We start from the raw sequence: 5,061 nt of genomic DNA on the forward strand, positions 1-5,061 counted from the left end.
TCCACCGGCAGCCCCTTATCCTGATGCAGATCGATAGCTCCGGCCCAGTCTGCCTTCTCCAGCCACAGTGGCAGCTGCGAGCGGCGCCCCGCCCCATACAGGTGAGTGGTGTCATGCCCGATGGGCAGATAGTGGACGAATCCCTGCAGGGACAAGGCGGTCTGGCCGCCCGGCCAGAACGGCGGTGCAGCGGAGTCGCTGAGTGCCTGCAGCGCAAAGACCCCGCTCTCCCAGGTCAGCGGGTCACCTGCCCGGCAGTAGGCGCCTCGCCCCAGGCGCTTCAGCCAGCCGGCCTCCGTGAGCTTGGCGGCATGATTGGCGCTGATGCCGTGGGCCTCCAACCACGCTGTGGTCACCACGGCGCCATGGGGGATCTGCTGCCACAGCCGGTTTATTTTCGTTGCCATAGATTGCCTAATCAGCCAACTAGGATGCTCATTTTAAACCTATACGGTTTAACTTGGGCATCTGAAATGGAAGATTAGGTCAATTTCAGTGACATTTCTAAACTAATGCCTACGTCGCGGACCCGATACCCCGGGCCTCGTCCAGCCGCTGGGTGATATGCAGCACCGCCTCGAGCTCCGAGCAGCCCTGCTCGCGCATCACGCGCATGCGCTCGGCCTTCTCCTCGCCCTCGGTGCCGGCCAGGGCCAGGTAGAGGCTGGGGGGCACCACACGGAACAGCGCTTCCAGGCGCCCTGAGAGCACCACCCCCTCGGTGTATTTCTTGGAGACCTTGGTGGCGGAGGCCATCAGCTTGCGCTGGGTGGCGGTGAGCTCCTTGAAGCGGCTGACCTGCTCAATCTCGTCCGGGGGCATGTAGAGGCACAGCCAGAACTCGATCATGTTGAGCAGCTTGCGGGCGGCGTCCGGGAAGTCCTCAAGGTTCTGGGTGGCCATCCAGATCCAGTGGGAGAGCTTGCGGCCCATCTTGCCCACCTTGACCAGATAGGGGCTGAGCAGCGGGTTGACGGTGAGCAGGTGGCACTCGTCGATGACCTGGACGATGGGCCGCCCGCTGTACTGGTCGCGCTCGGCCAGGTTGGTGATCATGTTGGTCACACTGATCACCGCCAGGGCGAGCTGGGCCTCGTAGCCCTCTCGGGCGAAGTGGGCCAGGTCGATGATGGTCACGTCGCACTCGGGCCAGGCGGTGCCGGGGCGGTTGAAGACCTCGCCGTCGAAGCCGTCGCAGAACAGCCCCATGGCTTCGCCCATGTCATAGGCGCGGCGCTGCCGCTCCTCCGGGATCTCGGTATCGCGTGAGATCGCATAGAGCGCCTCGCGCACGTCCTGGGTCATGCAGTCGCGGCCCTCTGCCCGGCAGCGCTCCGCCGCCCGGTAGATGGCGTCGCGCACCATGCGCCGGTCGGCGCGGCGAAACTCCCGCTCCTCCTTGGGATCGCCGCCGGTGATCATCAGCCGGGCGGTGATCTCCATCTCCCCCAGCAGGTCGCGCTCCTCGTCGGGCTGCTCCTCTTCCTCCTCCAGGGGCGCCTCCTCGAAGGGGTTGGCGTCCTCGGCGTCTCGAGCCAGGCGCCGCTCCTCCACCTCGTTCTCCAGCAGCCGCGTGGCCGCCGCGAACGGCGGCAGCCGGGCCCCGTAGCCCGGCGACAGCTTGACCTGGTTGACGCTCATCCCCTTGCGCTCGAAATACTGGCCCAGCAGCCCGAAGCTGTTGCCCACCTCGATGATGAAGAGCCGCGGGCGGTGCATGGCCATGACCTGGCTCAGCACGCCGTTCAGGGTGGCCGACTTGCCGGCGCCGGTGGGGCCGAACACCAGCATGTGGGCGTTAGCCGAGCGATCCTCGAGGCTCAGCGGGTCGAAGCTGAAGGTCTCGCCACCGCGGTTGAAGAAGGTCATGCCGGGGTGGCCGGTCCCGCGGCCGCGCCCGAACACCGGTGCCAGGTTGGCCAGGTGGTGGACGTAGTTGAACTGGGTATACCAGCGGTTCTTGCGATCCTGCTCCGGGTCGAAGTTCATCGGCAGCCAGCGCAGGTAGGTGTTCAGGCCGGCGACTTCATCTTCAGGATCCACCGGCGAGAGGTTCACCTGCAGCAGCTGAGTGGCCAGCGCCATGCTGCGCTGCTGGAGGTCCTGCTCGTTCTCACCCATGAGGAAGAAAGCCAGGGTGCTCTGGTAGAGCTTGTGGTTTTGCCCCAGATAGAGGCGGGCAGTCTCGCAGTCCTCGCGTACCTGTCGGGCTAGCACGCTGTCGCCCACCGCCTTGCTGTGCAGGCGATTGATATGGTCTTCCAGGGGCTCCTGGGGCGTCGCCACGATGGTCAGCACCGCCTCGGTGCCCTCGGGCAGCTTGTCCATCAGGGCGTTGCTTGCCTGGCCATCGGAGCGGCGCACCTCGCCGGTGAGATGACCCACCACCGGCGCCCGGCGCATCTCCTCCACCACCACGCAGCACTGGGGCAGCCCATCGAACCACCAGAGCCCCGTCTCCACATCGCCCCGGGGCGAGTTGAAGAGCATTCCCTCGGCCAGATCGTAGTTCCAGGCCACGTCACCGGCGTCCTCGGGGTAGTCGCACAGGGCGTAGAAACGCGCCGGATCATCGGGAGCCAGCCGCGGTCGCGGGTTGAAGCGCGGCAGCAGCCAGCGGTGAAAGGCGCGCCCGTCGTAGCGCTCCAGGCGCAGGCCCGCGCCGTGCAGCGCGGCGACCAGCCGGTCGTAGACCTGGTTGGCGGCCTGCTCGGGGGAGAGCCCCCGCTGACGCTCTCCCGCCTGGCGCTTCTTGCCGAGCCAGCGGTAGAGCACCAGGCGCGTGCGACGGGTCTGGCCCCGCCAGCGGGTCTGGGTCACCCCGTCATCCTGGAACAGCCCGCCCGGCTTGGAGATCGCCTTGAGGTGGGCGCCCATGCTCGCCAGCCAGTCCTGGGTGAACTCGGTCTCACGCGCCCGGGGCCGCACATAGTCGCGCATGCGCTCCAGGTCGGGGCGGGCGTCGACTTCATCTTTGACGAAGAGCTGCACCACCCAGGGGTGCTGCTCATACTCCGGCAGGCTGTCCTGAAAGGCGGCCTCGATCTGGTCGCGAATTGCTTCCAGAGACTCAGGGGCGCGGCCCTCGGTGGCGATGGGGAAGACCTCGGCCACCACCCCCACCGAGACCCCATCTTCCAGCAGAAAGCAGCCCGACTCGGGCAGGTACTCCACCCAGGGCAGATAGTTGCTAAACGACGGCGCCCGGCGGAAATGTGAGCGCAGCTCGGCCACGGAGGGCGCCTTGCCCCGGGGCAGGGCCAGCGGCCGGCCGTGTACGTCGCTGTTAAACGCGGCCAGCGCCTGCGGCTCGGCCGCTGGCGTCTCGTCCTGCTCGGCCTCATCCCGGTCTGAGAACACGGCTTCCTGCGTCTGGCCCGGACCGCTGTCGCCGGACGGGGCGCTGCCAAACAGACGGTTCATCAGGTCGTCGAACTTGGACATCAGCGCGCCCTCCCCTCGTTACCCCGACCCTCCAGCGTTGCGGTCGGGCGAGCGCTCTCCCCGGGCATGGCGTACTGGGTGCGCTGGTAGAGGGGAAACACCGTGGAGTAGCCGGGGACCGGTACCTGCTCGGACCCGGCCAGATGAGGGAAGACGTACATCACCAGGTCCGGGTTGGGCAGGCGGCGAAACTGGCTGTAGATCTCGTTGCTGGCGTCGCGGCTGTAGCGCAGGTGCTCCGTTACCATGTCGTCAATCTTCAGCGGCCGGCGCAGCTCGCTGCGCACATCCAGCAGGCGGCGTTCGCCGGTGCTGTGGCCGGCCTGGTTCTGCCAGATCTCCATCATGGTGGTATCGCCCACCGGCATCAGCTCCTCCTGAGAGGTGGCGCAGCCCGCCACCAGCAGGGTGGCCATCAGCGCCGCCAACGGCCTGGCGGCGCATTTTACAGCACTTCTCACAGCGCTATTCCAGGTACTATTGGCTGCATTACGGCAGATCGAGGACATCCGAGCCCGTGCGGTCATATCGCACCCTCCTTCCTTGTGTCTCGTAGTCGATGGGCAGCTCCCGCTCGATATGGATGGCCACCGGCTGGCCGGGCGGCACGTACACGGCATCGAAGGTCTGGCCGAATCGCTCCTGCACCCACTGGCGCACGTCGGAGACGCCGCCGGCCAGGGCCTGGCTGGCCGCATAGCGGCCGGAGCTGCCGGTGAGGCCGCTGACCACGCCGCCGCTGTCCACGCTGGTGGTGACCTCGCCCATGGCGACGGCATTGGCGCTCTGCTCGGCGGCGCCGAGGATGAAGCTGGTCAGCAGGAACTGCTGGGCGTTGGTCTTGCGCTCCCCGGGGATGCAGGGCAGTCCCCTCGGGTCGGAGAGCCAGCCGATGGTGGTGCGGCCGGAGCCGTCGCCGGAATTGACGTCCTCCGGGGCTGGCAGGGTGCGCACGGTGCCGTCCTCGAAGACGAAGGTCATCGAGTTGACCTGGCCGCGCACGCAGGAGAGCGTCCAGTCGCCGGTGGCGGTGCCGCTGACAATGGCGCTCTCCACCTCGGGCAGGGTGATGCCGTTGGCGGTGAGGTTCTCGCGGCCGATCACCACCTTGAACGGGTAGGGGTCGTTGACGGTGCCATCGATGGGCACCCGGCCCAGCAGCGCCGTCATGGCCACCGAGCCCATCAGGGTGGAGTTCTCCGGCAGCGTATAGACGGGCTCTACGCTGGCTTCATCGTGGCGGCCGGTCACCCGGCTCTCCACCGCACTGGAAGCGCGCTGGGCCGCTTCGCCCAGCTCACCGGCAGCCTCACCAAAGCGGGTCGGGAAGGTGGTCTCGCCGCGCCCACGCTCGTCCTCCTGGGCGTCCAGGGGCTCGACCCAGGTCAGCGCCTGCGCCGAGCCGGGGCCCGAGTAGGCCGTCCCATTCGGGCCGCCGCCGCCCTCCAGGCCCAAACCGATGGGCAGATCGTCGTCGCGCTGCCCATCCACCTGGCGGCGCAGCTGGTCCAGCTGACGCTGCAGGGTGCCCAGCATGGAGCTGTCCGGCTGGGACTGGCCAATCTCCTGACGCAGCCGTTCGCGCTCACGGCGCAGCGCCTCGTCGATGGCGCCGTC

General features: G+C 67.6%; 4 protein-coding genes. All 4 read right to left on the minus strand.

What is annotated here, in order from left to right; all coding sequences use genetic code 11:
* Positions 1-407: AbiEi antitoxin N-terminal domain-containing protein (locus Q673_RS33010; RefSeq protein ID WP_023007053.1), on the minus strand; the 407-nt coding region annotated here is incomplete at its 3' end.
* A 109-nt stretch (positions 408-516) separates the two neighbouring features.
* Positions 517-3,444 (minus strand): conjugative transfer ATPase, encoded by a 2,928-nt coding sequence (locus Q673_RS33015; protein ID WP_023007054.1) that lies wholly within the window; start codon positions 3,442-3,444, stop codon positions 517-519.
* The gene (locus Q673_RS0118705) at positions 3,444-3,860 is read right to left on the minus strand and encodes a TIGR03751 family conjugal transfer lipoprotein (RefSeq protein WP_052004297.1); all 417 of its coding nucleotides are present in this window, start codon (positions 3,858-3,860) and stop codon (positions 3,444-3,446) included. The genes Q673_RS33015 and Q673_RS0118705 overlap by 1 nt, the downstream gene beginning before the upstream one ends.
* Before the next feature lie 73 nt (positions 3,861-3,933).
* On the minus strand, positions 3,934-5,061 hold a 1,128-nt coding region (locus Q673_RS33020), incomplete at its 5' end, for a TIGR03752 family integrating conjugative element protein (protein WP_023007056.1).

It is taken from the genome of Halomonas sp. PBN3, from assembly GCF_000475415.1.
GTDB classification, from domain to species: domain Bacteria; phylum Pseudomonadota; class Gammaproteobacteria; order Pseudomonadales; family Halomonadaceae; genus Halomonas; species Halomonas shengliensis.